Origin of the sequence: Paenibacillus typhae (assembly GCF_900099765.1) — a bacterium.
Taxonomy (GTDB): domain Bacteria; phylum Bacillota; class Bacilli; order Paenibacillales; family Paenibacillaceae; genus Paenibacillus_AQ; species Paenibacillus_AQ typhae.
This window is the reverse complement of the sequence record NZ_FNDX01000001.1, coordinates 311,516-335,095: the sequence shown is the minus strand read 5'-3', so window position 1 is coordinate 335,095 and position 23,580 is coordinate 311,516. Positions and strand designations below refer to the sequence as shown.

The 23,580-nt window shown below is 49.5% G+C and carries 21 protein-coding genes; 6 read left to right on the top strand and 15 right to left on the bottom strand.

The window, feature by feature from the left end; genetic code table 11:
* Positions 1–2 precede the first annotated feature (2 nt).
* Together BLR64_RS01310 and BLR64_RS01305 are read right to left on the bottom strand one after the other, a co-directional pair.
* Positions 3–536, bottom strand: a complete 534-nt coding sequence (locus tag BLR64_RS01310) for a chromate transporter (protein ID WP_090711410.1) — start codon at positions 534–536, stop codon at positions 3–5.
* 13 nt (positions 537–549) lie between these two features.
* Entirely contained in the window at positions 550–1,185 is a 636-nt protein-coding gene (locus tag BLR64_RS01305) for a chromate transporter (protein WP_090711408.1), read from the bottom strand.
* A gap of 281 nt (positions 1,186–1,466) precedes the next feature.
* On the opposite strand from BLR64_RS01305, the gene BLR64_RS01300 reads away from it, so the two are divergent.
* The 6 genes from BLR64_RS01300 (at position 1,467) to BLR64_RS01275 (ending at position 7,161) form a co-directional block, all read left to right on the top strand.
* Positions 1,467–2,654 carry an ROK family transcriptional regulator gene (locus BLR64_RS01300; RefSeq protein WP_090711406.1) on the top strand — a complete coding sequence of 396 codons (1,188 nt, stop codon included), beginning with the start codon at positions 1,467–1,469 and terminating at the stop codon, positions 2,652–2,654.
* A 110-nt stretch (positions 2,655–2,764) separates the two neighbouring features.
* Entirely contained in the window at positions 2,765–3,079 is a 315-nt protein-coding gene (locus BLR64_RS01295; protein ID WP_090711404.1) for an ArsR/SmtB family transcription factor, read from the top strand.
* Positions 3,076–5,541: an FAD-dependent oxidoreductase gene (locus BLR64_RS01290; protein ID WP_090711402.1), complete on the top strand. Its 2,466-nt coding sequence runs from the start codon at positions 3,076–3,078 to the stop codon at positions 5,539–5,541. The genes BLR64_RS01295 and BLR64_RS01290 overlap by 4 nt, the downstream gene beginning before the upstream one ends.
* Before the next feature lie 321 nt (positions 5,542–5,862).
* Complete coding sequence (locus BLR64_RS01285; protein ID WP_090711400.1) at positions 5,863–6,387, top strand: hypothetical protein; 525 nt, start codon at positions 5,863–5,865, stop codon at positions 6,385–6,387.
* Positions 6,384–6,800, top strand: coding sequence for a hypothetical protein (locus tag BLR64_RS01280; protein WP_090711398.1), 417 nt, complete (start codon positions 6,384–6,386; stop codon positions 6,798–6,800). The genes BLR64_RS01285 and BLR64_RS01280 overlap by 4 nt, the downstream gene beginning before the upstream one ends.
* A 43-nt stretch (positions 6,801–6,843) precedes the next feature.
* A complete protein-coding gene (locus BLR64_RS01275) occupies positions 6,844–7,161 on the top strand; it encodes a hypothetical protein (RefSeq protein WP_090711396.1) in 318 nt (105 codons plus the stop codon).
* Here the strand turns inward: BLR64_RS01275 and BLR64_RS01270 are convergent.
* From BLR64_RS01270 to galA, 13 genes are all read right to left on the bottom strand, one after another.
* The gene (locus tag BLR64_RS01270; RefSeq protein ID WP_090711394.1) at positions 7,158–7,928 is read right to left on the bottom strand and encodes an ABC transporter permease; all 771 of its coding nucleotides are present in this window, start codon (positions 7,926–7,928) and stop codon (positions 7,158–7,160) included. The genes BLR64_RS01275 and BLR64_RS01270 overlap by 4 nt on opposite strands.
* A complete protein-coding gene (locus tag BLR64_RS01265) occupies positions 7,928–8,686 on the bottom strand; it encodes an ABC transporter ATP-binding protein (RefSeq protein WP_090711392.1) in 759 nt (252 codons plus the stop codon). The genes BLR64_RS01270 and BLR64_RS01265 overlap by 1 nt, the downstream gene beginning before the upstream one ends.
* 15 nt (positions 8,687–8,701) lie before the next feature.
* Positions 8,702–9,052 (bottom strand): DUF1048 domain-containing protein, encoded by a 351-nt coding sequence (locus BLR64_RS01260; RefSeq protein ID WP_090711390.1) that lies wholly within the window; start codon positions 9,050–9,052, stop codon positions 8,702–8,704.
* 11 nt (positions 9,053–9,063) lie between these two features.
* Entirely contained in the window at positions 9,064–9,411 is a 348-nt protein-coding gene (locus BLR64_RS01255) for a DUF1048 domain-containing protein (protein WP_090711388.1), read from the bottom strand.
* Entirely contained in the window at positions 9,408–9,716 is a 309-nt protein-coding gene (locus BLR64_RS01250; protein WP_269322741.1) for a PadR family transcriptional regulator, read from the bottom strand. The genes BLR64_RS01255 and BLR64_RS01250 overlap by 4 nt, the downstream gene beginning before the upstream one ends.
* Positions 9,717–9,931: 215 nt before the next feature.
* Positions 9,932–10,111, bottom strand: a complete 180-nt coding sequence (locus BLR64_RS01245; protein ID WP_090711386.1) for a hypothetical protein — start codon at positions 10,109–10,111, stop codon at positions 9,932–9,934.
* 167 nt (positions 10,112–10,278) lie between these two features.
* Positions 10,279–13,866, bottom strand: a complete 3,588-nt coding sequence (locus tag BLR64_RS01240) for a glycosyl hydrolase 53 family protein (RefSeq protein ID WP_090711384.1) — start codon at positions 13,864–13,866, stop codon at positions 10,279–10,281.
* Positions 13,867–14,003: 137 nt separating this feature from the next.
* Entirely contained in the window at positions 14,004–15,581 is a 1,578-nt protein-coding gene (locus BLR64_RS01235) for a DUF3502 domain-containing protein (protein WP_090711566.1), read from the bottom strand.
* Positions 15,582–15,654: 73 nt separating this feature from the next.
* Positions 15,655–16,587, bottom strand: coding sequence for a carbohydrate ABC transporter permease (locus BLR64_RS01230; RefSeq protein WP_090711382.1), 933 nt, complete (start codon positions 16,585–16,587; stop codon positions 15,655–15,657).
* Positions 16,588–16,604: 17 nt separating this feature from the next.
* Entirely contained in the window at positions 16,605–17,531 is a 927-nt protein-coding gene (locus BLR64_RS01225; protein ID WP_090711380.1) for an ABC transporter permease, read from the bottom strand.
* A 184-nt stretch (positions 17,532–17,715) separates the two neighbouring features.
* Positions 17,716–19,278, bottom strand: coding sequence for a response regulator (locus tag BLR64_RS01220; protein WP_090711378.1), 1,563 nt, complete (start codon positions 19,276–19,278; stop codon positions 17,716–17,718).
* A 43-nt stretch (positions 19,279–19,321) separates the two neighbouring features.
* The gene (locus BLR64_RS01215) at positions 19,322–21,055 is read right to left on the bottom strand and encodes a sensor histidine kinase (RefSeq protein WP_090711376.1); all 1,734 of its coding nucleotides are present in this window, start codon (positions 21,053–21,055) and stop codon (positions 19,322–19,324) included.
* A 28-nt stretch (positions 21,056–21,083) separates the two neighbouring features.
* A complete protein-coding gene (gene galA, locus BLR64_RS01210; RefSeq protein ID WP_090711375.1) occupies positions 21,084–23,471 on the bottom strand; it encodes a beta-galactosidase GalA in 2,388 nt (795 codons plus the stop codon).
* Positions 23,472–23,580: the final 109 nt, after the last annotated feature.

The window sequence follows — 23,580 nt, the reverse complement described above, 5'->3', positions numbered from 1 at the left end:
AGTTAAAATAAAACAATTCCGCCTACCGCCGACAAGAGAATCACCGCAAACGGATGGATTTTATACCGGATTACCGCTATAAGACTCGCCGCACAAATCAGGAGCATTCCGAAGCTCTGCCAGCTCAGCCAGGACGCCTCTGTGCTCCCCAGGCCGAAATGAATAGCGGCATATACAATAAGCCCTGTAATGATGGGACGTAATCCGTAGAAAGACGAGCGCACCCAATTATTGCTTTGCATCCGCAGAAAAAAGGCCGTAAACAAAATCACAATGAGCAGTGAAGGCAGGATAATGCCAATCGTAGAAACGATTCCGCCTATAATCCCCATTTGTGAATAGCCGATCAGAGTAGCTGTATTGGTCGCTATAGAGCCCGGGGCCATGCCCGCCAAGGCAACCAGCTCCTGGAAGTGCCCTGCGGTAATCCATCCTTTGTCTGCTATATCGCGTTGAATCAGCGTGATTACGGCATACCCGCCGCCAAATGAGATCAGTCCAACCTTAAGGAACAAAATAAATAATTCCCACAACATGCTACCAGCACCTTCAGATGTAATATTCAAGATAATTCAAATCCGCCTGCTGGTCCTTGACCTGCTTTTCTGTTTGGGCTGAAAGACCAAGCACCTTTTTGACGGCAATAATAGCGACTCCTGCAACAGGTCCTCCCAGTATAAGATATATGGAATGCAGCGGGGTGAACAGCAGCAGCAGCACACTGATACAGGCAATCAGCAGCGTAGGGATATCCATGATCGACGCCCTGCCTATTTTATAAGCGGCCACTATAATCAACGCGACAACCGCAGCATGAACACCCTTAAGTGCAGCCTGCACTTTGGGCACATCCTGGAACAGCATGCCTAAAATGCTCAGAATGAGCACAATCAGAAAGGTCGGCAGCGTAATAGCGAATACAGCAACGACAGCTCCCAGGACACCGGCCAGCTTATACCCTACAAAAGCAGCCGAGTTTACCGCTACCCCTCCCGGTGCTGAACCTGCGACCGAAACCATATCCCCGATCTCTCCCGGCTTCAGCCAGGCCTTCTTATTCACGATTTCCCGCTCGATAGCTGCAATCATGGCATACCCGCCCCCGAAGGTCGAAGGCCCCAGCTTAAAAAAAAGTGTAAATAACTGCAGCAATACTTTAATATCTTCCTTTTTCCACGCTTTCATTGCAAACCTCCGTACCCATATTGCCCCGTTTACCTGTTCAGACTTTAAAAGTATACCACGTTAATTCCATTTTGGTAAAAAGTATGCTCATATCATTATGTTTTTCTTGTTAACATTCTGATTTCTGGCATATCCTTGATTATTTTTCGTGTAACTCTAGTAACTTTTATCCAAAATGAAATTAACTTCATTATTCCTATATCAATAACTGGATAAAACTCCTTTTATCCGATATACTGGGCATATCCCGACTTATCCACTTGGAAATGGAGCAGATATTGATGCCTAATCCTTCCCTTTTTTCAATCAAAAAGCAAATCTATAACCGGATCGCCTATCTGGGAACCGTCTCCAAAGCCGATTTACTCGAGCATTTCTCCATTACAAGCAGCAGTATGACCCGGATTCTCGAAGAGCTGCTGGCGCAGGGGCTGATCCTTGTTTCGGGACTGGGTACATCCACCGGCGGACGCAAGCCTATTCTTTTTCAGGCCAATCCTTCATACCGCTATCTTCTGGGACTTGATATCTCGCGGATCAGTTCCTCCCTTGGCTTGTTCGATCTTCAGCTTAACTGTTTATCCTCTGTGTGCTGGGAGATGGGGCCTGAGCTTTCACCTGAACGTCTCATTGAACTAGTAGGACAAGAAACGGATGCCATGCTGCAAAAGCATAATCTACAATGTGAACAGTTACTCGGTTTGGGAATCGGGGCAGTCGGCCCGCTGGATGCACAAACGGGGGTTATCCTGAAGCCGGAATACTTTTTGTCAGACGCCTGGAGCAATGTTCCTATATGCAGACTCTTTGAAGAACGGCTGGGGATTCCGGTCAAGCTTGATAACGGGGCTAACACGGCGCTATTGGCCGAGCATTGGGCACTGCAGGATGAAGCCTGCAAGAATATGCTCTATGTACACGCAGGCGTTAACATACGGTCTTCCATTATGTCCGGAGGACAGATAATCCGGGGAACTGCTGATACGGAGGGAGCCATCGGCCAGATGATCATCAGGACCGGCGGACGAAGACTCGGGGATAAAGGGAATTACGGTGCACTGGAAGCTTATGTATCTCTTCCTTCACTCGAGGAACGCGTCCAGTCCCAGCTAAGGATTGGCCGCGAAAGCTCCCTGCCGTCTGTCCCGCCTGAACATATCACCTTTTCTACCCTGCTGGAGGCCTTGGAACGTAAGGACACTTTTGTACGGGAGATGTTCCTTGAAACAGCCTCCTACCTCGGAGTTGGACTTGCTAATATGATTAATACGGTTCATCCTCAGTATGTGATTGTCGGCGGGGCACTTATGAATGCTGATCCTATAGTCTATGAAACGGCAGTCAACGTGGCACGGAAAAATATATATGACTCTTCAAGCTACAAGCCTACATTTACCCCCGGTATTCTTAGAGAAGAAAGCGTTATGACCGGTGCGGCACTCCAGCTTCTTCAGGATTTGGAGATCTAAAAGACGCTCAGCTAATGGTTAAGGCAAAGTCTAATTTTCAAAAGAGTTTGACTTTGCGTCAACCATATCGTAATATTCGAATATAAGGATATACACCCCTGGAGGATATCATGAATAATACCGCTTTTCATAATAGTGATTCCAAGCAATACAACGAACTGGCTGAATTATTAAAAGCCTTGTCTCACCCTGTCCGGCTGTGCATTGTACGCGGCCTGATGCGCAAGAAGAAATGCAATGTATCCTATATGCAGGAATGCCTTGACCTTCCGCAGTCGACCGTTTCCCAGCATTTGCAGAAGCTGCGCAGTGCAGGCATTGTTGCTACCGAGCGCAATGGCCTGGAAGTAAACTACGTACTTGCAGATCAGCGGATTGAACAAATGATACCTATATTATTCGGAGAGGAAGATTGTGAATCATGAGCAAGAAAGTATTGATTGTGGGCGGAGTTGCCGGAGGTGCCTCCGCCGCAGCCCGCCTGCGCCGGCTCGATGAGCATGCCGACATTATTCTTTTTGAAAAAGGCCCCTACATCTCGTTCGCCAATTGCGGCTTACCCTATTATATAGGCGGTACCATTGCTGACCGTGAACGCCTGCTGGTACAGACCCCTAAAGGCATGGCAGACCGTTTCCGGATTGATGTGCGGATTCAAAGCGAAGTCATAGGCATTGATCCCGTCAAACGTACGGTTCAAGTTCAGAGCGAGGAGCGGGGACGGTACGAAGAAAGCTATGATGAGCTGATCCTGTCACCGGGTGCCCGGCCCATCGTTCCCGATCTGCCCGGAAAAGACCATCCGCTCATTCATACCGTGCGCAACATCCCGGATATTGACCGTATCAAAGACCTTATTACTTCTCATAACAACCAATCTTCCATTGTAATTGGCGGCGGATTCATCGGTGTTGAAATGGCCGAAAATTTAAAGGAAGCCGGATTAGAAGTGACGCTGGTTGAAGGAAACGGGCAGCTGCTGGCACCATTTGATCCCGAGCTGGCAGCATCCATTGCCCGGGAAATGGAACAGCATGGCATAAATCTGCTGTTTTCAGAGCGGGTTCAAGGCTTCCGTTCCCTTACTCAAGGTATTGGCGTAGAGCTTGCCGGCGGCCGCATGCTGACTGCGGATCTGGTCATTCTGGCAATCGGAGTTACGCCGGATACGGCTTTCCTGCGCGGCAGCGGTGTCGCGCTGGGCGCACGCGGACACATCCTTGTGGTTGAAACACTGGAAACCAATATCCCGCATATCTATGCTGCAGGCGATGCCATCGAGATTACGGATTACGTTCATGGCACCAAGACCGCGGTTCCGCTTGCCGGCCCTGCGAACAAACAAGGCCGGATTATCGCGGACCGGATTGCCGGACTCCCTTCCGTTTATAAAGGAACGCAGGGCTCATCCATTATCAAGGTGTTCGGATTGACCGGAGCATCAACAGGCAGTAATGAGAAGACATTGAAACGTCTTGGCGTCAGCTATCAGTCGGTCATCGTCCATCCCGGGTCACATGCGTCCTACTATCCTGGCGCAAGTCCGATAACACTTAAACTGCTGTACACGCCGGAAGGTAAAATTCTTGGCGCACAGGCAGTCGGCTATGACGGGGTTGACAAGCGGATTGATGCGATAGCCACCGCTATTCATTTTGGCGGACATATCAGTGATCTGGCTGAGCTTGAGCTGTGTTATGCCCCTCCTTATTCTTCTGCAAAAGACCCCGTCAACATGGCGGGTTACGCGGCAGAAAATAATGCAGCTGGCCGTGTTCAGCTTTTCACGTATGATCAGCTGGATTCGCGTAAGACGGATCAGACTATCCTTCTGGATGTGCGCAGTGCGCTGGAGCATAAGAACGGGCATATCCCGGAATCCTTGTCCATACCAGTAGATGAGCTCCGGGAGCGGATGCACGAACTGGATGCCTCCAAAGAGATCTGGGTCTATTGTCAGGTTGGCCTGCGCGGATATACAGCCGCCCAAATTCTGCGTCAGCATGGCTATCAGGTCAAAAATCTCAGCGGCGGATATAAGACATATAGGGAGTCGCAATATAAGCCTGCTTCATTTTCCGTGCCGGACGGCAGCAGCGGGACAGATCAGAAGGCCAGCGGGCATTCTTCTGCTGAAAGCAAGCCTGCCCTTCAGATAGACAACGATTTAAACGTATGCGGATTAAGCTGTCCCGGCCCGTTGATGCAGGTCAAGCAGGCCATGGATCAGCTTGCTGCAGGCCAGATTCTCCGTGTAACGGCATCCGATCCGGGATTCTATGAGGATGTGAAGGCATGGACGGCCATGTCCGGCTCTGAGCTTCTTCAGCTGGACCGCGGAAAAGGCGGTATCATTGAGGCCGTAATTGCCAAACAAAAGCCCTCCTCTTTACCTTCTTCAGACATAGCAGCTGCTGAGCCTGCAAGCACGATGGTTGTCTTCAGCGGCGATCTGGATAAAGCCATCGCCTCTTTTATCATCGCCAACGGCGCAGCTGCCAGCGGCCGCAAAGTAACGATGTTTTTCACCTTCTGGGGCCTAAGCATCCTTCGCAAGCCTCAGCCGCAGAAGCTATCGAAAACCATGCTCGGCCGGATGTTTGACATGATGCTGCCGGGGAGCAGCCGCAAGCTCGGCTTATCTAAAATGAATATGCTCGGAGCGGGTCCGAAGCTGATCCGCAGCATCATGTCGGGCAATAATGTTGCCTCCCTGGAAGAGCTCATTCAGAGCGCAGCCGCGCAGGGCGTAGAAATGGTGGCCTGCCAGATGTCCATGGATGTTATGGGCATCCGGCAGGAGGAGCTGATGGACGGGATCAAAATCGGCGGAGTCGGTTACTATCTGGGTGCGGCCGCTTCAGCGAACCATAATCTGTTTATCTAAAAGCTGCATAATATAAAAAGGCCTCGGTCAGCACAATTTGACCGGGGCCTTTTACGTTTTATTAAGAACCATTTTTCCGCCCTGATCCTCATAATTAAAGAAGCATTAAGATTCATTTAGCCCTGTTCAGATTACATTAAAAATCCAGAAATAACGTGATAAGTCCAGAAAAGCAGAGCTAACATATTCTTTGTTTAATTTTGAGCAGCTTTTTGGTCATTTTAGCCTTATTTCCGGACCATAGTATCTTTTCAGTATTTTACAAACAGAAAGGCCAGGCGTATGATTCCTTTCAAACCATTGCTGCAAGGGGTAGGGAAAATGACAGAGAATAGAACCTATTATTTCGGAATTCATCCTGATATGCTGGAGCCGGCGAGCCTGGAGTACTCCAGCTTCGGAGCTTTCTGGTATGTGGAAAATAATCAGAGATACATTGTCGGCTACGGGTTTGGTGCAGCGCAGCTTGCTGTGCTTGCTCAATTCAGAGCTTTTTCCGCACATCTTACTTGTTCGGATAAACAAATCCTATATGATATTTATAGAAGCATCAGAAATAAACAGCAGGAGCAGGATTGGGAGACCCGCAAGAGATTACCTGTTATGACCGCATTTAAAAACCCATGGAAAAACACGCCTGAGGGCTGGTACGTGCTGCGATCGCGCGAAACCTTTCCCTTGCACTTGTCTATTGTACAAAAAACGAAATATTTCGTCTGGCTTGAGCACTCAGCTGTTTGTGAGAATGAAGCTGAATTAACCGCATGTATAACCAGAGCGGAGCAAACCCATAACCTGCAGCGTAAGGTTAAAGGTCTAGACTCATCCGGAGGCATAAAATCATGATTAACAACAGGCTGTCACGTATCGAGCTCTTCGCCTTCAGCAGCCGCCCGTCCTTTATGCATCACTCTGAACCCTACGGCTGCTGGTACGGAGTATTAAAGCTCACATGCGGACAACAGATTTGCTACAGCGATTGTGTGCTCTGTGCGGGTGATCATGGGGTGGATTTGATAAAATGGGGTTCTTTTCTGAAGGGAATCTGTCACTGTACAATAGAGGAAGCTGCTGATTATGTACGATTGCACGGCCGGGAATGGAATGCAGATCAGCTTATTTTGCTCAAGACTGCTCTTGACAGTATGTTCATTTCAACCGGACACATTCCTATGAAGTCAGGAGACGGAGCGGACAGTTATCTGAATCCGGCCACTTTAATTACGGAAGCCGTTTCCTATTATTCGCTCCTCTCCTGATAAAAGGTACAATTCATACATTCTCTAAGGAGGGCTTAATAAAATGAAGAAACTTCTTTCTATTATCTCTGTTTGCTTTCTTTTCATTGGATGCTCAAATGACAATGTTAACAGTAGCAATCATTTGTCTAATAGCGATCCGGTGACTTGGCTAACCATTGATGGAAACAAATACTTTTATACAACTACTTATGACAGTATGGATGAGACCACACTGGTTGATACGGGAAACGTAACTGATAGTGAAGATGGGATTCAACCTGGTCTTAACATCTACAAAAGTAATCTTTTCGAAGACCGTTATTTCATAAAAAGCCAAGACTATGAAACAGCATGGCGGGAATATAAATTACGCGATTAAACCGCATTCCGTCTATACACACGCACCGCAAACAGATAGGCAACAATCAGGATTCCGGTACACCACGCCAGAGCAGCCCATATATCAGTGCCTACCGGCTGGTCAGACAGCAGGTTGCGAATGGCTTCGACAATCGGGGTCACCGGCTGATTTTCGGCAAAGACACGCACAGCTTTGGGCATCGAACCGGTCGGCACAAAGGCCGAGCTGATGAAGGGCAGGAAGATTAGCGGATAGGAAAAAGCGCTTGCGCCTTCCAGGGTTTTGGCGGATAATCCGGCGATGGCTGCGACCCAGGTCAAGGCCAGCGTAAACAGCACAAGTATACCTGCTACAGCCATCCAGGCCAAAATTCCTGCCGGAGAGCGGAAGCCCATAAGAAGGGCAACGAGGATGATGACAGCAACGGAAAGGATGTTGGATACCACCGAGGTCAGCACATGCCCCCACAGCACGGCGGATCGGGCAATCGGCATAGAGTTGAACCGTTCGATAATGCCGCGCTGCTTATCTATGAACAGCCGGTAAGCCACATATGCCACACCGCTGGCAATCGCCATAAGCAGGATGCCGGGCAACAGGTAATTAACATAATTATCGGCCCCTGTTTCTATAGCACCGCCAAATACATAGACGAACAGCAGCATCATGGCAATCGGAGTAATACAAACGGTGAGAATAGTGTCCATACTGCGGACAATATGGCGCATCGAACGGCCAAGCATCACACTCATGTCGCTGAAAAAATGGTTTTTTGCCGTCTCCATCAGATAGCCTCCTTGTTTCCTGTAATTGCGAGGAAGATTTCCTCTAGGGTCGGCTGCTTCTCAACATATTCAACCTTGGCAGCCGGAAAACGCTTCTTCAGCTCAGCCAGTGTACCGCCCGCGATAATCCGGCCCTCATGCAAAATGGAGATTTTGTCGGCAAGCTGCTCTGCTTCTTCAAGATATTGGGTAGTCAGGAACACTGTGGTCCCGCCGGCAGCAAGCTCTCTTACGATCTTCCAGACCTCCATCCGGGCCTCGGGGTCAAGACCGGTGGTTGGCTCATCCAGAAAAATAATTTGCGGTCTCCCCACAAGACTGAGTGCAATATCCAGCCTGCGGCGCATACCGCCCGAATAGGCAGACGGCTTGCGGTCCGCAGCGTCCGTTAAGCCAAATCGTCTCAGCAAATCCTCCGCCGCTTGACGCGGCTGCTCCAGATGCCGCAGCCTGGCGATCATGATCAGATTTTCCCGGCCGGTCAGCATCTCGTCTACGGCGGCAAATTGCCCGGTCAGACTGATAGCCTGCCGCACCTTCCTGGGATTTGACATCACGTCGAAGCCGTTAACGGATGCTGTGCCCCCATCTTGTCTGAGCAGCGTTGAGAGAATTCTGACGATCGTCGTCTTGCCTGCACCGTTACTCCCGAGCAGGGCAAAGATCTCACCCCGCTCCACTTCAAAATCAACTCCTTTTAACACCTCGGTGTTCTTAAAGGATTTACGCAGACCCTGCACTTGAATTGCTTTTCCCATCCCGTTAACCACCCTTCACTTCAGTTTATCCGTTGCCTTGTTCATGGCCTTGGCTGTCTTTTGGTCAACCGCCTCCTGATAAAGGTCAGCGTACGTTTTGGAATCCTTGATCAGCTCGTCGCAGAACGCTGCGACATCTTTGCCGGTCACTTCAAGCACGCCTTTTCCCAGTGAAGCCCCTTCTTCAAACAGATCAACAATTCCCGAGAGCAGCTCTGTTCCTTCACCCATGTCGACCGGACCGACTTTAAACAGATACTTTTGCAGCTCTTTATATACAATCTGGTAATCCTGCGGAAGTGCCTTAACACGCGCCATATGCGCCTTCCACTCTTTTCTGCCCTCGATCATATCCCGTATACTCATGTGAACCCCTCCTATTTGCCTAATTTCTTGGCTATGTTATTGTTAAGCTGCTCGCGCCACTTGTCGCGGTAAGACTTTGCCCCTTCTTCGCCGGCAAGCGCTGAGCAGAAGCCCTTAATGTCCTCACCCAAAACCTCAACGATGCTCTGGCCGTCAGCCGCCGATGTTTCCAGCAGGCCAAGCACACCGTCAAAGATCGGCATAAGATTACGGCCGGTGAAATCGGAGTGTGCCCAAAGATTCTCTTGTATAGTTGCCCAGGCCGCCCGGTAATCCGCAGGGAGCTCCTTTACCCGTAATTCAAAGGCCTTGAATTCTTTAGTCATATCCCTGCCGGTCATTTTTTCCCACAAATTCATTCTGCTCTCTCCTTTAACTCGCTCATTTTTGATGATACGAAGGCCCATTTATCCCAGAACCTCTGCAGCTCCTCACGCCCTGCAGCATTGATCGCGAAAAACTTCCGCGGCGGCCCCAGCTCGGAGGGCTTCTTGGTGGTCTCCACCAGCTTGTTTTTTTCAAGCCGGACCAGGATCGTGTACACCGTTCCCTCCACAACATCCGCGAAGCCGAGGGCATTCAGCTGCCGTGTGATTTCGTAGCCATAGGTATCCTTGCGGCTTATAATTTCCAGGACACAGCCCTCAAGCACGCCTTTGAGCATTTCTGTCAGGTTATCCAATGCAATCATCCTTTACTATTCTGTATGACTGGTATGCAGTATCACTTAGTACTACTACAAAGTATCACTAAGTAGACCCGATGTCAATAGCCGAATTCCTGAAAATAGAAAACCCGCGCATAGCGCGGGTTCTTAAGGGACTATTGTTCATGTCCTGTGACATTCTTAGAGTTATGAGGAAGCCGCTCAAAAAAAGGCTAAGCGCTCTGGCTTGGTTTCTTGCGGATGCTTGTAAGTTCAAAAGCCTCTTTCGGAATCCCCAGCTCCTGCGCCCTCTTCTTTTTGATCACCATGGCTTGTTGCAGGCTGGTAGCCTGAAATTCAATGGTGGTGCCGCGCGGATCCTCAAATGCATAGTAACTTTTTTTATTGGACATTCACTCCGGGCCTCCTAATCCTATACACGAATCATTTTTTTGGTAAATCACCCTGATAGTGTGTGCCTCAACCTGAGGAACTATGCGTGAATGCCGTCCACCCGGCCTGAAAAGACCGGATGGCTAATAATAGGATATAACGTTTATTGAGGCTCAAACCTGCCGGTTTACTTTATAGCATTATATATTACCTGTACCGCTTGAGCCCGGGTTGTATTGGCCATAGGAGCCAGCTTACTCCCGTCTCCGGTAATTACTCCGGCTTCCACTAATGCTCTCATGGATTCTGCTGCATAACCTGATACAGCAGCTGCATCAGCAAAGTTCTCATAGCTCTGGCCGGTCTTGCCGGATGGCAGTTCACCCAGATGCTTCAGAATATTATAGAAAATAACGGACATGTCCTGGCGGCTGATCACCGCTTCCGGCTTGAACTGGTTATCTCCGGTACCGGAAACCAATCCTAATTGCTTGGCCGTGCCCACGTATCCCGAGTAGTATTTGTTCCCTGCATCTGCGAAATTGCCGGTAACTGCGGAATCTGCTTCGATCCCGTAAGCGTTCATAATCATCATCAGGAAATCAGCCCGCGTCACCTTGCTCTCAGGGGCAAAGACATTACCGCCTGTGCCGTTAACGATCCCTCTGGCTGCCATATAACCGACTGCCTCACTGTACCAGTGACCGGAGCTGACATCGCTGAATTTCACTTCGTTATATCCCGCTGCATATTGCGACAAATGGGTGGTCTGAAGATTTACCCTCCCGGTCGAAACATCATACCCTCCCCTGACGGGCTTGAGGCTGCCAGCCGGGTCAATGTAGTAGGCGACAATTGTATTCGTCTGCTCACCTGTACGCGGAGTATAAGGCAGACTGATCTTTACCGTTCCGCCGTTAAATTGGGTAATTTCAGCATTGCCTGCTTTTACAGAGAAATCATATACCGCCCTGTCACCGATCACTCTCTGGACATTCTCCGGCAGTACTGATGCAGCAAGCTTGTTAATGCTGATTTCGCTGTCCGCTGCCGCACTGCCCATAGCCGTTACCGATTGATGGTCGAAGGTGATTGCGGCAAGTCCTGCTTCCACCTTTAAACCCGCTTTAGTGCCGTCTGCCAGTAGTTTGAGCGCTTCCTTCGAAACGGATAATTGGACAGCCTGTACATTTGCTGCGCTATCCAGCCTGATCTCAACTGCTGCGCTTTGTCCGGCCGCTTCAGACTGCTTCACTTTTTGCAGCAGACCGCTCATTACGCTTGGATCAAGCTTGGCAGTAGATACCCCTTTGCCTGCATCTGCTGCCGCCTTGATAATGACACTGTAGACCGTAGTGTTGTTAATGACAGAAGCTGTAGGCTCAGCCGCCGGAGTACCGCTTACTGCCGGAGTACTGCTGTCCCCCGGAACGCTACCCGGAATGCTTCCCGGAGAAGGATTAACCGGCTCTGTCGGCGGAACCTGCGTTCCTGGATCTGTTCCCGGCTCTGTAGGTGGAACCTCTGTACCCGGGTCCGTACCTGGCTCTGTCGGAGGAACCTCTGTGCCCGGATCTGTACCCGGCTGCTCAGTGCCTGGCTCATCACTGTTTTTAATCAGTACAAAATCGTCATAAGAGCCCCAATCCCCGGCTTTTGCATCCAGGGAAACGCCTATTCTCAGTGTTCCGCCCGTGACCTTGATATTTTCAACAACGGCCTGATTCCATTTGTTCCAGCCCTTATTCGCAAAGCTGGCCGTTAATGGCGCTTGATCGCCGCTCACAGCGTATAACTGATTCTTCACTTCATCTCCGGCGCCCTGCGACCAGGCCGACAACGTGTAGGTTCCATCCGTTAAACCTGTAAGCTCCTGATAGGCTTCAAAGGTGAACGCGCTATCCTTCCAGAATCCAAGTGACTTTTCACCGGTATAACCGGTCCCAGCCGTTAACGGAGTGGTATCCGGAATGGTCCAGCCTTCAGGGGTGCCGTCTTCCTTAACATTTTCAAAGCCGGGATTGATCACCGTAATATACTCAGTGTTATCCTTTTCTTTCAGCTCAAAATGGTCAAGGTTACCCCATTGACCGTCGGAAAGCTTATAATGCGCTCCGACCGTCAGCGTCCCATCTGTAACTTCAATGTCATTAATGACAGGCTTACTCCATTTTTGCCAGCCTGTATTGGTAAAGCTCTGCACGGAATCGCCGGCAAAAATCTCTGAAACCTCTTCGCCGCCGCCGCCGGAGACCCAGGCTGATAAGGTATAGACTCCGTTCTCCAGTCCCGTGATGGTCTGGGATACAGTAAATTCAGCAGGTGTTGGACTGTAATAGTGTAATGCCGACGAACCGGAATACACGTCCTTATCAATCGTTACTGCACTTTCATCCCCTGTAAGTGTCCATGAGGCCAATCCGTCCTCAAAACCGGGGTTCTGAACCAGGCTTGTGCTCGGGATAACAGTAACTTCGCTGGTGGCTGTAAATCCGCCGTCATAGGTAACAGCTGTTACCGTTGCCGTTCCGGGAGAAATTCCGGAGAGCGTTCCTTTGTAAAGATCCACTTTGACAACATCAGGCTCGGAGCTGGTAAATTTCACGCCCTTGTAGGTAGCATTCTCAGGGCTGAGGATTGCCGATAATTTACCGTTTCCGCCGACCTCAATCACCGTTTCAGGCTGATCTAGCGTAATGGATTGGACCGGATAACGGTTAATTTCTACCGCACCGTCGATAAAAGCATCCATGGCAATGGTTGGACTTCCGTCTTTATTCCAGGCAGATAACGGATAGTCAAACATAATTCCTGTCGGTTCCCAGTAGAATATACCGGTTCCCTTCTGGTTTGGAACAGCGTGCAGTTTATTCTGCGCCGCTACAAGCATATTGTGAACGCTATCAACATCCTCGGAGACGTTGCCGCCGACTTCGACAATCATAACTTCCTTGCCGTAATTTTGCTCCAGCTTATTCATATTCTCGCTTAATTCATCAATGGAAGTGGTAAAGGTAGATTCGGGATAATAAGACAATCCTATAATATCGTAATCGCTGTCCTTAAGACCGGCAGCTACAAGACCGGCATAAAAAGGATCTACGCCCGCTTCTGCTCCGTTTGCCCTATGAATAATCACTTTGATGTCCGGAAAAACGGCTTTGGCTGCACTTGACCCCGCCTGAATCAGCTGGACAAGGTTAAATATATTACTGTAGCTCCCCAGCGGGTGCAGCATGCCGTTGTTGATCTCATTGCCGATTTGCACCCACTCGGGGGTAACGCCCGCCTCTTGTAGCGCTTTCATAACATCGGTAGTATATTCCGATACATGAACTTTTAATTGCTCCAGATCTGCGTCAGCCCATGCTGCTGGCGTGACCTGCTTACCCGGGTCCGCCCAGCTGTCGCTATAGTGGAAATCAATCATCACCCGGAAACCGAGAGCGCTTACACGTGAAGCTAAAGCAACAACTTCTTCTGTACTGTTATGACCGTTTGCAGGATCGTCTGAAGGATTAACCCAGGCTCTGATCCGGATGGAATCAATTCCATGATCCTTTAGAATGTACAGAAGATCCTGTTCTTCCCCGTTATCATTATAAAATTTATACCCAAGCGCCTCTAATTGCGGCAGCCAGCTGATATCTGCGCCTTTGGCGAATGATCCGGGCGCAGCCGAAGCCTCTGTTCTTCCGGGTAAACCGGTAAATACCGTTGACAGCATCATTGAAATGAAGAGAATGATTGCCAGAACTCTTTTTCTGTTTTTCACATAACAACCTCCCCGAATGTGGTTAAGCCTGCAGCATACGGATAACGCTCACCCTATGTACGATAGCGACCCGGTTCTGCCTGTATATAAAAGGCTGCGCCAAAGCCGAACTTTGGCGCAGCCCCGAAGCACTGATCTTATTTGGCTTGAGCTGCCAGGAAGGCATCTACCTGAGCCTGCATTTCAGCCTGAACCTTGTCAATGCCAGCCGATTTCAGCTGCTTGATCAGATCTGCCTGACCTTTGGCAAGGTCATCGATCAAACCGTATTCCAGCGGAATCGCATAACGCAGCATAACATTACCGATGTTCGCTACTTCATTTTTCACTTTTGCAGTGTCAAATACAAACGTTTCAAGCGGGAAATGATAGACATTTGCCTGCCAAGCATTGAACATGTCGTCAGCTTCCTTAGGGTAAGCGGCATCCTGACGGTTCAGCGGGGAATTCCAGCCCCAGTTCGAGAACCCTGTGTAATTCCCGGCTGCAGGACCTGCAGAGAACTTATCGTCGCCTTCCGGATTGTAGTGGGTTCCGGCAATTCCGTACATAGTCAGGTCATGAATTTCCTTGTCGTTCTGCAGCAAATCGATCAGCATCAGGGCACGTTCCGGATTCTTCGAGGTTGCATGGATGGACATACCGTTCTGTGTGGCGATTGCAGCAATTTTCTTTTTGTCCGGTGTCAGATCAGCGATTCCCAGCTCCACATCGGGTTTATCACGGCGCATTTCAGACAGGTTGGCACCAACAGTACCCAGGTTGTGGGCATAGGAGGAAACCTTGCCTGCTTTGATATCCTGCCATACATCGTTTTTGTTGCTGACTACGTTCTTCGACCATGCGCCGTTGTCGGCCAGATCTTTATAGTATTCAAGCAGGGAAGTAAATTCAGGTGTATCGTAGATGTTGAAGATTTGGCCTGTAGCATCATCCAGCTTGTAAGCCAGCGGCAGCAGGTTGGCATCTACCAGATTGAAATTGTTGTTCTGCTCCAGCAGAATCTGGTCCAGCTCATGGAACTTCCAGCCGTCAGCAGGTTTTGCTCCAAATGCTGTAACGGCCTGCTCATCCTTAGCAACCGTTTTCAAATAATTGGCGTAGGTTTCAGGACTGTTGATTTCCGGAAGATTGTATTTCTTGCGCAGATCTTCACGGTATAATACCACTTTGTCTGTTACTTCCACGTTATTGTTCGGAACCATAAAGATCTTGCCGTCTACCTTGGCCTGCTCCCAGTTTACCTTCGGCATAGCTGCCCAGGTCTGCGGCATGTACTTGGAAAGCATGTCTTCCGTTAACTCCATGAATCCGCCCTTGAGCGCCTGGTCGTTATAGAAGGCCCAGTTCGCAGTGTACACCAGGTCGAAATCCTCATTAGCCGCGAATTTCAGCGGATACTTCTGCGTCCAGTCCGACCAGTCCAGAAATTCTGTTTCTACAGTAGCATTGATCTTCTCTTTCAATTTGGTATTCAGCTCTCCGAATACCTTGTCATAGTCGCCGGGCTGTCCGCCGACCAGGATCATCTTCAGCTTAACCTCTTTGGAAGTATCAGGAGCGCCGGAATCGGTCGCTGTATTGGCTGCATTCGTTCCGTTCGTTGCTTCTGCACCCGTGTTGGCAGCATTATTGCCGCCTCCGCATGCACTGAGGATGGTCCCCAGTGTCATCATAGTTGCCAGTGTAACCGTAAGTTTCTTTTTCTTGTTCATCATGACTGGTATTTCCCCCTAATGAAGTAATGAGTTAAATGTGATATATATTGATAACCGGGATAGCCCGGGGTTATCCTTTGACAGCACCGATGGTCAGGCCTTGCACAAAATATTTCTGAATAAACGGATAGGCCAGCAGAATTGGGCCGGTAGCCACAATGGTCATCGCCATTTTCAAGCTTTCCGTCGGCAGATCCGAGTTCACGACCGCTCCTGAAGCCATCATAGCTTTGCGCATTCCGTCCATATTGCCGAGCATTTTGTACAGATAGTACTGAAGCGGCATCAGATCGGACTTGGAGATATAGAGCAGTGCGTTATACCAGTCGTTCCAGTAAGCCAGGGCGATAAACAGGCCAATGGTAGCAAGAGCCGGCTTGGACAACGGAACAATCAGCTGCATGAAAATCCGGAAGTCACCTGCGCCGTCAATCTTGGCGGATTCGGTGATCGCATCAGGAATACTGCTCATGAACGATTTCATGACGATGATATAGAACACATTCATCAGCATCGGCAGGATCAATACAAGAAGCGTATCTTTAAGCTGCAGAAAATTAATGATCAGCAGGTAAGAAGGCACCAGGCCGCCGCTGAACAGGGTTGTGAAGAAGAAGTAGAACGAGAAGCGGCTGCGCCATTCAAAGTCTCTGCGGGACAGCACGTAGGCAGTCATGGAAGTAAGAAACAATCCGACAATAGTACCAATTACAGTAACAGTAATCGTTACTCCGTAAGCCCGGAGCATTTCAGCCGGGTATTCGAACAGCAGCCTGTAGGCTTCGGTCGAGAAGGTCGACGGAATAATCTGGAATCCATTCTGGATAATAGAGCTTTCCTCACTCAAGGAAGCAGAGATAACCAGCAGGAAGGGCACGATACAAAAAATTGCGAGAATGGTCAGAGTTACATATCCTATAATGGACAAGGTTAATTTGTCAACATTGGTACGCTTGCGTACTTTTTGAATATCTGCGTTTACAGTTGTAGTAGTAGTACTCATTAAGCTGCCTCCTTTGTTTAGAATAGAGCACGATCTTTATCGTATTTGCGCACTGCGTAGTTCGCGAGCATAATCGTCGCAAAGCCCAGCAGGGATTGGTAGAATCCGGCCGCTGCAGACATACCAATTTCATTGGAAGTGGTCAGTGAGCGGAATACGAAAGTATCGATAACATCCGTGTTAGAGAACAGGAGACCATTATTACCAACCATGTTATAGAACATTCCGAAATCTCCGCGGAAGATATTACCTATGGCCAGCAGCACCAGAATAATAACGGTAGGAATCAGGTTCGGAACGGTAATTTTCATAATGCGCTGGAATATGTTCGCCCCGTCAATCTCGGCTGCTTCATACATCTCAGTATCAATGCTGGTAATTGCCGCAAGATACATAATGGTGCCGTAGCCCAGAGCTTTCCAGGCAGATACCAATACAAGAATGAACGGCCAATAGGATGCGGTGTTGTAAATATCAATCGGCTGCATTCCCAGTCCCTTCAGCAATACGTTCAGAGTACCCACATCAAAGTTGAACAAGTTGTAGGCAATGGCTCCAACGACTACCCAGGAAATGAAGTACGGCAGGAACAGGATGGTTTGCGTAATCTTCCGGAACCACTTGCCCGCAACCTCAAACAATAGAATGCCCGCAAAGATCTGCAGCACATTATTAACGATAATAAAAGCAATATTATACAGCGCTGTGTTCCTGGTTACCCGCCAGGCATCGCCTGAACCAAAGAAAAACCGGAAGTTATCGAGCCCGTTCCACGGACTGTGCAGGATACCTCCGCTGTAGTTGTACTGCTTGAATGCCAGTACGATCCCGGCCATAGGCACGTATGCAAACACCAGGAAGAATAAAACTGCCGGAGTCAGCATAAGCAGCAAGGTTCTATTCTTTTTTACTTTGTGCCAGAATCCGTATTGTTTCTGTTTCATTTCGAATCCCCTTTCCACTCCTCAATATCTCTATATATGTATTATAAAAAAGCGTTTCACTCCTGTGGATTGAGCGCGCCAACAAATACTAGTACTTTTCCAACGATAATTTAATTTATATATCGTTAACTTCATATAAAAACGCTGCCCCGGGCGATAATCGGCCCATGGCAGCATTTATTGGCTATACTTTATTTTTTTTACGATATTCTCCCGGGGTCATACCGGTCATTTGCTTAAATTGCCTGTTAAAATAAATCAGATTCTTGTAGCCCATCCGTTCGGCAATCTCATAAATCATCAGGGAAGGGTCCTTCAGCAGCTCTAATACCCGGCTCATTTTGCGTTCTTTGACGTAGTCAATAAACGGAATCCCGTAGTCTTCCTTGAACAGATAGCCCAGATAATTCGGCGTGAAGTTAAACTGAACCGCGACTTCCTTCAGTGTTATCTTCGATTCCAGATTTTCCTCCACGTAATGAATGATTTCATCAATCAGCTTACGCTTCTGGCGCTGGCGTTTTACATACAGCAGTTCGGACAATTCGAAGAATCTCCGTCTCATCCAGGATACAATGTCATGTATCGTCTCGAACTGGAACAAAATTTCCGGCTGATGGGATTCCCACTGCAGCAGCTCGTAGAGATTCTCGTTCTGCTGCTGCAGATCCGCGTGCAGCTTGGAGGTGATCCGGATAATCAGATCATAGACATCCTTCTTGCCGGCATTCATCAGGAGCTTGAGTAAATGATCATCAATGGCTACCAGATCATACGTGATGATCGCCTCAAGAAGCTGGTCTAACGTCTGGTCAAAGTCGGTGCCCGGCGTCCCGCGCAGCACAGGCTCCATGTTATCACGGATCAGCCGGTTTTTGCCAAGCAGCCATTTCGCACTGAGTGCAGCCTGGGCCTGTTTATACGAAGCATGCAGCTCAGCCTCCATCCGGGCATAACGGCCGACCCCGATCGTTACTGTGCACAGCGAGGACTCTGCGGTTTTCCGGATCAGCTCCTCCATGATTTGCAGAAACGCCTCCTGCGGCAGGCTGCACAGAATAATGAATCTCTGCCGGGACCCTATAATCATCGTTCCGCTCTTGTTCTCCTCAAGCAGAGAGCTAATCAATTGCTGGGTTTGCCGTATCATCATGCGCGCATTTTCTTCGGAGACATCCTGCATTTTCCATTCCAGATCATCGATTTCTATGATTGCTGCCGTTGCCCCGTTTACTAACAGCGGAAGAAGGGCGGCATGCAGCTGCGGCTCAACCGGTTCAGGTGAAGCCTCATCGAACCAGCGCAGGATAAGCTCCTTGTTTATTAGGGACAGGGCTTCGCTCAAGGACCGGTTCTGCTCCCGCTCCTGTTCAATGGAATGGCACAGATTCCCGAGCATATCGTACAGGTCCTTATCCTTGACAGGCTTCAACAAATACCCCGACGCACTGATCTGAATCGCTTCCTTGGCATAGCTGAAATCCTCGTGGCCGCTGATAAATACGATTTTTACGTTGGGATTGATGGTTTTGGCTCTTCTGGCAAATTCCGTTCCGGTCATAATCGGCATCCGGATATCAGACAGAATGATGTCTACACGCTCCTGTTCCAGCATTTCAAGCGCATCAAAGCCGTTATTGGCTGTTCCCGCTACTTCTATATCAAATCCGCTGGCCAACACTCTGCGCCGCAGCCATTCCAGATCAACGGCTTCATCGTCAACAAGCAGTACACTGATCGTCCTCACTATGAATTCCTCCTGTTGCTACTGATGCTCCACACTATTTTCTTCACCGGGACTGCTCCTCAATCTCCCTGCGGCCCGTAACTCCGGCCGGCAGCAGGAGCCGGACCGTTGTTCCTGCCCCGTAAATGCTCGCAATGGTCACACCGTATTCGTCCCCGTACCTAAGCTTAATCCGCTCATTCACATTTTTCACCCCGTAACCGCCTGACTGGCTTTGGCCGTACAGCATACTATTGATCTCTTCGCGCCGCATACCCACGCCATTGTCAATAACCTTAAGCTCAATATTATCGCCGACCCTCCGGCCTGTCAGACGGATCGAAATGGATTTTCCAAACCAGGCATGCTTGAATACATTCTCCACAAAAGGCTGCAATACCAGCTTGATTACCTGCAAATGCATAATGTCCTCATCCACATCGACATACAGAGTAAAAGTATCGGCATATTTGACCCGCTGGATTTCGAGGTATGTCTGTACCTGCTCCATTTCCTTCTCCAGCTCAATGTACACATTGCCCTGATTCAGGGTCAGACGGTAGAAATGGGACAATCCTTCCACCATCTGCGTAACCTTCCCGATTTCACCCAGATTAGCCAGACTGCCTATGGTCGAAAGTGTATTATACAGGAAATGCGGATTAATCTGCGCCTGCAGGGCTTCGAGCTCGGCTTGTTTTTTTGAAACCTCCTGCACATAAACCCTGTTAATAAGCTCCTGAATGTTAGCAGCCATGTCATTAAAGGAATCCGCAATCTGTACAAATTCATCATTTCCCGAGAACCGGATCCGTTTCTGAAAATTACCTTCCTGGAATGAACGCACCAGTCCTACAATCCGGCTCATCTTGCGCCCTGAAATACGCGCTACTACAAATCCGATCAGAGTCATGACCACAAAGCTGAGTGTACAGGCAGCCAGAATCACCATCCGCAGCCTGCCGGCATCCTGAGTCAGATATTTTTGCGGAACAAGGGTTTCAATGACCAGATCACTACCCGGAATCTGCTCATGCAGGCTCAGAAATTTTTCGTGTCCGGCATCATAATCGGCTGTTCCGCGTTGAAATATAGCGGTTCCGGCAGCCTTGTCCACCAGACGAAGCGTAATTCCCTCCTCGACAGGGAATGTCTCAAATCCGCCGAACAAATCCTCCAGCGGAACGGTGATCCGGATAAACCCAAGCATTGTTGTGTTATCACTGAAGCTGATCAGCCTGCGGACATGAGAGATATTGTTAAGCTTCTGATCCGTATCAATCTGCAGCCATATATTATCGCGCTTGGAGTTCTGAAGAGACTGGAACCACTCCTCGCCGGTAATCTCCTCCAGAGGGAGAATGTAATAGTCACTGTCTTCTATCGGCTCATTCAGGTTATCTCCGGGAATCACATTATGGATATTGTCCGGGGTATAGAGCATGAAGCGGATCTTGTTCCCGAACAGCTGCAATGGCGCTGTCAGCTGGGGAAGAATATCATCAATCAAGGTCAGGTAATTCTCGAACGGTGTCCCTTTCAATTCAATGGCCCGCTGAAAAGGCTGGCTTGAGAACAGGTTATCGGACATCCTCTGGATTTCATCCATCTGATACCTTATATTGTTTCTGGCCTGCTCCATCCCGGTGCGGATATTGGTCTCAGCCATCTCTGTCCGTGAATCCGTCAGCATAGAGTAGGAGATATAACCAATGAAGACATCTGTCAGCAGAACCAGAAGCAAATAAGGTATCATCATTTTGTAGGTGAAAGGCATGTATGTCGTAAGCCTGCGCATTGTTCAAGCCATCCTCTGTTCGAAATTTTTATATTTGTGTATCATCTCCGGATACAGCCTGCAGGTTCAGCTCCGCAGCCGCAAGTCCTTCAGACACGGCACTTAATGTAATGGATCCGCCGCGGGAGGAAGTCTGAACCAAGGCCAGGCACCAGCCGTTAAAGGCGCGGCGCAGGGAAGACTTGTCCGGCTCATGGCTGCTCGGATTTCCGTTGCCTACACCCAGCAAGGTGCCGGAGCCGGTAACCTCAAAGCGGATTTCATTATCGGCTGTCGGCACAATATTTCCATCCCTGTCGAGGACAGCAACGCGGACCGGAATCGTATCGGTTCCATCCGCCCGTGCTTCGTGCCGGTCAGGAATTAATTGAATCTGATGAGGCTGGCCTGCTGTTACCACAGACTTGCGGGCAGCTTCCAATCCACCGCGTTTGCCGACAGCTTCCAGCTGTCCCGGTTCGTAGATCACGTTCCAGGTCAAATAACCGTTCCTGTCTGCCTGCTGTTCTCCCAGGCTTCTGCCGTTCAGATACAGCTCCACTGTGTCAGTATTGGCGAACACACGAACCTCGACAGGCTTCCCTTCCGAGCCCGGCCAATTCCAGTGCGGAAGCAGATGGACCATCGGCTCTTCCCTCCATACAGCCCGCATATAATAATAGCTGTCTTTCGGGAATCCGCAAGTATCCATCAGACCGAAATGGGAATTGATACACGGCCACAGATACGGTGTCGGCTCTCCCCGGTAATCAAAGCCTGTCCACATAAAGACCCCGGTCAAAAAGCGGTTATTGACCAGATCTGTCCAGGCCTGCTGCGGAGTGCAGCCCCATGAAGGAATGTTCGTTCCATATTCGGAGCAGTAGCCTCTTGCCGGATCATCTTCATATATCCCTCTGGTTGCGGTATAACTTGCACATTCGCTTCCAATCATCAGACGTTCGGGATATTGCTCATGATCACGGATATCAAGATGATCCCGGTGTCCATAATTGTAGCCGGTAATCTCAACAACATCATTATAGCCATTTTCATTCCAGCCGTGATTCATGGCAGCACAGGTCGGACGTGTCGGATCAATACGGCGCGTGGTATCCGCTAACGTCTTCAGAATCCGTGCGCCTGTGACGGTGCCTTCCAATACCTCTTCATTCTCCATGCTCCAGATAATCACGCTTGGATGGTTGCGGTCACGGTAAAGCAGACGTTCCAGCTGGCTCAAGCCATTCGGGCTGCTGTCCAGCTTGCGGTTCTCATCCATGACCAGCATTCCGATCCGGTCGCAGATATCCAGCAGCTCGGGAGTAGGCGGATGATGTGCGCTGCGGTAGGCATTTGAGCCCATCTCCTGCAGAAGCTTAAGCTTATATTCAATCAGGCTATCTGGCAAGGCCACGCCAACGCCGGCAAAATCCTGATGGTTGCAAGTTCCTTTGATCACCAGCGGCTCACCGTTCAGGAAGAATCCCTCCTGCGGATCAAAACGGATACTGCGGATGCCGAACACTGTTTCATACCTGTCCAGCTCTTGTCCTTCATGGAGTACTATAGATACTGCCTTATACAAAAACGGCGAATCCGGTCCCCAGAGCATAGGCTGCTTCACCTGGAAGCTTTGCGCAAGCTCCGTCTCCGCGTACCACTCGGCATAGGTATCTGCGGAGCTGGCGCACACCTGAAGCCCGGCACCGTCATAAATCACGGTCTGCAGAGACACCCGAAGCCCTTCCGTATAGTTATTGCGGATGCGTGTGCGGATATTTACCGTTGCCTGTTCTTTGGCAACTTCGGGTGTCGTTATGTACGTACCATATTCCGCCACATGCAGCAGATCCATATTTTCCAGCCAGACATGCCGGTAAATGCCGCAGCCTTCGTACCACCAGCCCTCACATTCCGTCGCATCTACTTTGACAACGATAACATTTCTGCCTTCATCCCCGTAACGGAGCACATCCGACAAATCATAACTGAACCCTATATACCCGCCATGATGACTGCCGATTAAATGCCCGTTGACCCATACCGTGCTGGTCCCGGACACCCCGTCGAAACGGATCAGCCATTTGCTTCCCGCAGCCTCGGCCGGCAGCTCAAACACCTTGCGGTAAAAACCGATCCCGCCCGGCAAATAGCCATGGCTCCCGTCTCTGGCTCCAAGATGCTCATCCTGGACATACTGCTGCTCCACACACCAGTCATGGGGCAGGCTGACAGCGGACCAGTCCAGCTGCTGCTCGCCCATTCCTTTATCGTTAAACGCGATATCCAGCCATTCCCCATCCTTCCGGATGCCTGCGTCAGTAATGCCGCCTGTCATTCCGGCCTTTACGGCATAAGGAATCCGGATATCCCCTTTATGAAAGCTCCACTCTCTATCAAATAGGCTTTTGCTTCTTCCCGCTGTGCTTCTCATCCCGCGAATACCTCCAGTTGAAATAATAATCTCATTGTAGAGGAGTTTCGCAGACTTCGGTTAGGACAATCCTATTAATGAATAGCACAAAATGAACATGCATCTAAAA